Origin of the sequence: Acidiphilium sp., assembly GCF_049977125.1 — a bacterium.
In the GTDB taxonomy this organism is placed as follows: Bacteria; Pseudomonadota; Alphaproteobacteria; order Acetobacterales; family Acetobacteraceae; genus Acidiphilium.
In genome coordinates this window covers 1-2,848 of the sequence record NZ_JBMFGY010000039.1, presented here as the reverse complement: position 1 = coordinate 2,848, position 2,848 = coordinate 1, and the positions used below count along the sequence as shown (strand labels likewise).

General features: G+C 66.9%; 4 protein-coding genes and 1 pseudogene. All 5 read left to right on the top strand.

Annotated elements, in window-relative coordinates; genetic code table 11:
• Positions 1-717 (top strand): Holliday junction branch migration DNA helicase RuvB (gene ruvB, locus ACP5E6_RS08315; RefSeq protein WP_427953710.1); only part of this gene is annotated, 717 nt, incomplete at its 5' end.
• A complete protein-coding gene (gene ybgC / locus ACP5E6_RS08310) occupies positions 714-1,175 on the top strand; it encodes a tol-pal system-associated acyl-CoA thioesterase (protein WP_427953708.1) in 462 nt (153 codons plus the stop codon). The genes ruvB and ybgC, both read left to right, overlap by 4 nt.
• A gap of 2 nt (positions 1,176-1,177) precedes the next feature.
• Positions 1,178-1,894 carry a protein TolQ gene (gene tolQ / locus ACP5E6_RS08305; RefSeq protein WP_427953706.1) on the top strand — a complete coding sequence of 239 codons (717 nt, stop codon included), beginning with the start codon at positions 1,178-1,180 and terminating at the stop codon, positions 1,892-1,894.
• The gene (gene tolR / locus ACP5E6_RS08300) at positions 1,894-2,337 is read left to right on the top strand and encodes a protein TolR (protein ID WP_427953704.1); all 444 of its coding nucleotides are present in this window, start codon (positions 1,894-1,896) and stop codon (positions 2,335-2,337) included. The genes tolQ and tolR overlap by 1 nt, the downstream gene beginning before the upstream one ends.
• Positions 2,338-2,454: 117 nt before the next feature.
• Positions 2,455-2,848 (top strand): annotated as a pseudogene (locus ACP5E6_RS08295) (hypothetical protein); the annotation flags it as partial.

Genomic DNA, 2,848 nt, shown 5'->3' with positions numbered 1-2,848 from the left:
GTGCTGTTCATCGACGAAATCCACCGCCTGCAACCGGCGATCGAGGAAGTCCTCTATCCCGCGATGGAGGATTTCGTGCTCGACCTGATCATCGGCGAAGGCCCCGGCGCGCGCTCGGTGCGTATCGACCTGCCCCGCTTCACCCTGATCGGTGCCACCACCCGCTCCGGCCTGCTCGCCAATCCGCTGCGCGACCGGTTCGGCATTCCGCTGCGCCTGATTTTCTACACGCCCGAAGAATTGACACGGATTGTAACCCGCGCCGCCCATTTGCTGAACATGAACCTCACCCCCGATGGCGCCGCCGAAATCGCCAAACGCTCGCGCGGCACCCCCCGCATCGCCGGCCGCCTCACCCGCCGCATCCGCGATTTTGCAACTGTCGCGGGCACCACCACGATCGACCGCGCCGCCGCCGATGCCGCGCTGAAGCGGCTCGATGTCGATCATCGCGGGCTCGACGCGATGGACCGCCGCTACCTCCGCCGCATCGCCGAACACCACAATGGCGGCCCGGTCGGCATCGAAACCCTCGCCGCCGCCCTCTCCGAACCCCGTGATACGCTGGAAGACGTGGTCGAACCCTTCCTGATCCAGGAAGCTTTGCTCACCCGCACCTCGCGCGGCCGCATGCTCGGGCGCGAGGCCTGGAGCCATCTCGGCATCATCCCGCCGCCATCGCCGAACGGCCAGCCCGATCTGCTGTTCGACACATGAACGCCCTGCACAACGGCATCCACCGCCTGGGGTTGCGGATCTATTTCGAGGATACCGATGCCGGCGGCATCGTCTATCACGCGAATTACCTGCGCTATGCCGAGCGCGGCCGCTCCGAAGCCCTGCGCGCCCTTGGCGTTCCCCATGCGGCAATGATCGCCACGCATGGCAGAATGTTCGTGGTGCGCCGGGCCAATATCGACTATGAGCGGCCCGCGCGACTCGATGACTGGCTTGTGGTGGCAACCACCGTGCTCGTCATCGGGGCGGCGCGGGTCACGCTTGACCAGACGATCTGGCGCGACGATGTGGCGCTGGTGCGGATCGAGCTCGGGCTTGCCTGTATCGACGCGGTCAGTCAAAGGGCCGCACGACTCCCGGCACCGATGCGTGCGGCGCTGGAGCGGATGCGGGTGGACGGAATTGCAGACGGCCTCGGTGCCGTGGAAGGGACTTGAACATGGATCAGGCAGTCAACGCCGCGGGACTCGCCGCACCGAGCGCGAATTTGTCGCTGCTGGGCTTGTTTCTGCAGGCGAGTTTCGTCGTGCAGTTCGTCATGCTGCTGTTGCTCGCCGCCAGCATCTGGGTTTGGGCGATCATCATCGAGAAAACCATCACGATCCGCCGGGTCAACCGCGACGCCACCGCCTTCGAAGATAAATTCTGGTCCGGCCGCAGCCTCGATGAGCTCTACGAGCAGGAGGGCGCCGAGCCCGGCAACCCGATGGCCGCGGTGTTCGGTGCCGCCATGGGCGAATGGCGCCGCTCCTCGCGCGTCGCCGGCGCCGACATCGTCCGCTCCAGCGTCAATGAGCGCGTCGACCGGGCGATGGGTGTCACCACGATGCGCGAAATGGAACGGCTGGAGCGTCACATGGTCTTCCTCGCCTCGATCGGCGCGGTCGCTCCCTTCGTCGGCCTGTTCGGCACGGTCTGGGGCATCATGCACTCCTTCGCCGCGATCGCCGCGATGCATAACACCAATCTCGCCGTCGTCGCCCCCGGCATCGCCGAAGCGCTGTTCGCCACCGCGATCGGCCTGGTCGCCGCCATTCCCGCCGTGCTCGCCTACAACAAGCTCTCGACCGATCTCTCCCGCGTCGCCGCCCGGCTCGAAGCCTTCGGGGCCGAGTTCAGCGCGATCCTGTCGCGCCAAGCCGAAGAGCGCGCGTAATGGCCGGCGGTCTGCTCGACAACAAACGCGGCAACCGGCGCAGCCGCTACCGGCCGATGGCGGAAATCAACGTCACCCCGCTGGTCGACGTGATGCTGGTGCTGCTGATCGTGTTCATGATCACCGCCCCGCTGATCACCTCCGGCGTGTCGGTCAACCTGCCCCACGCCAACGCCAAACCGGTCAATACCGACGCGACGCCGATCACCATCACGGTCAACGCCGCCGGCGAGGTTTATCTGCAGAATTCCAAGGTGCAGCTGAGCAATCTGGTCGCCACGCTGCAACAGATCGCGAAAAACAACACCGACCGGCGGATCTTCGTGCGTGGCGACACCTCGGTGCCCTACGGCACCATGCTGAAAGTGATGGCCACGATCACCGACGGCGGCTTCGACAAGGTCGCCCTCCTCGCGCAACAACCAACCGCCTCAACCCGCTGATCGCCGGTCGGAATGCAGAACCGGCACGATAACGGCAGGGCGATCATGGGTGTTGTCCCTGAACCGCACCGGGACCTCAGCCGGTCCCGCTCCCGCCGCGTCGCGCGGGCCTGACCGATGGAACCGCGGTTGAAGCGGAGTGCGGTGATCTCGGCCCTGGCGCATCTGGCCGTGATCCTGCTGGCGATCGTCGTATTGCCGACCGAAAAGCTGAAGTCGCCGGCCACGGCGGCCGTGGATGTAACGATCATCGGACCGCACGTGCCGCAGCAGGCGCTGCACAAGGGCAAAGTTCCCGCGCCCGCGAACACCGCGCATGTTCACAAGGCGCATCTGACCAAAGCGAAACCGAAGGACCAGCCAAAGGTCGCACCACCGCCGCCCCCGCCGCCGCCGCCGCCGCCCGCACCGCACGCCCAGCCGAAACTGCCGCGTCCGCCCGCCCCCGCGCCGCCACCGCCACCGCCGACGAGGGCACCAACTCCCCTGCCCACGCCGCCCCCGCCGCCGC

Coding starts and splice junctions, on each gene's coding strand:
- tolQ (WP_427953706.1), top strand. CDS start 1,178: ATGGATCAGGCAGTCAACGCCGCGGGACTCGCCGCACCGAGCGCGAAT.
- ybgC (WP_427953708.1), top strand. CDS start 714: ATGAACGCCCTGCACAACGGCATCCACCGCCTGGGGTTGCGGATCTAT.
- tolR (WP_427953704.1), top strand. CDS start 1,894: ATGGCCGGCGGTCTGCTCGACAACAAACGCGGCAACCGGCGCAGCCGC.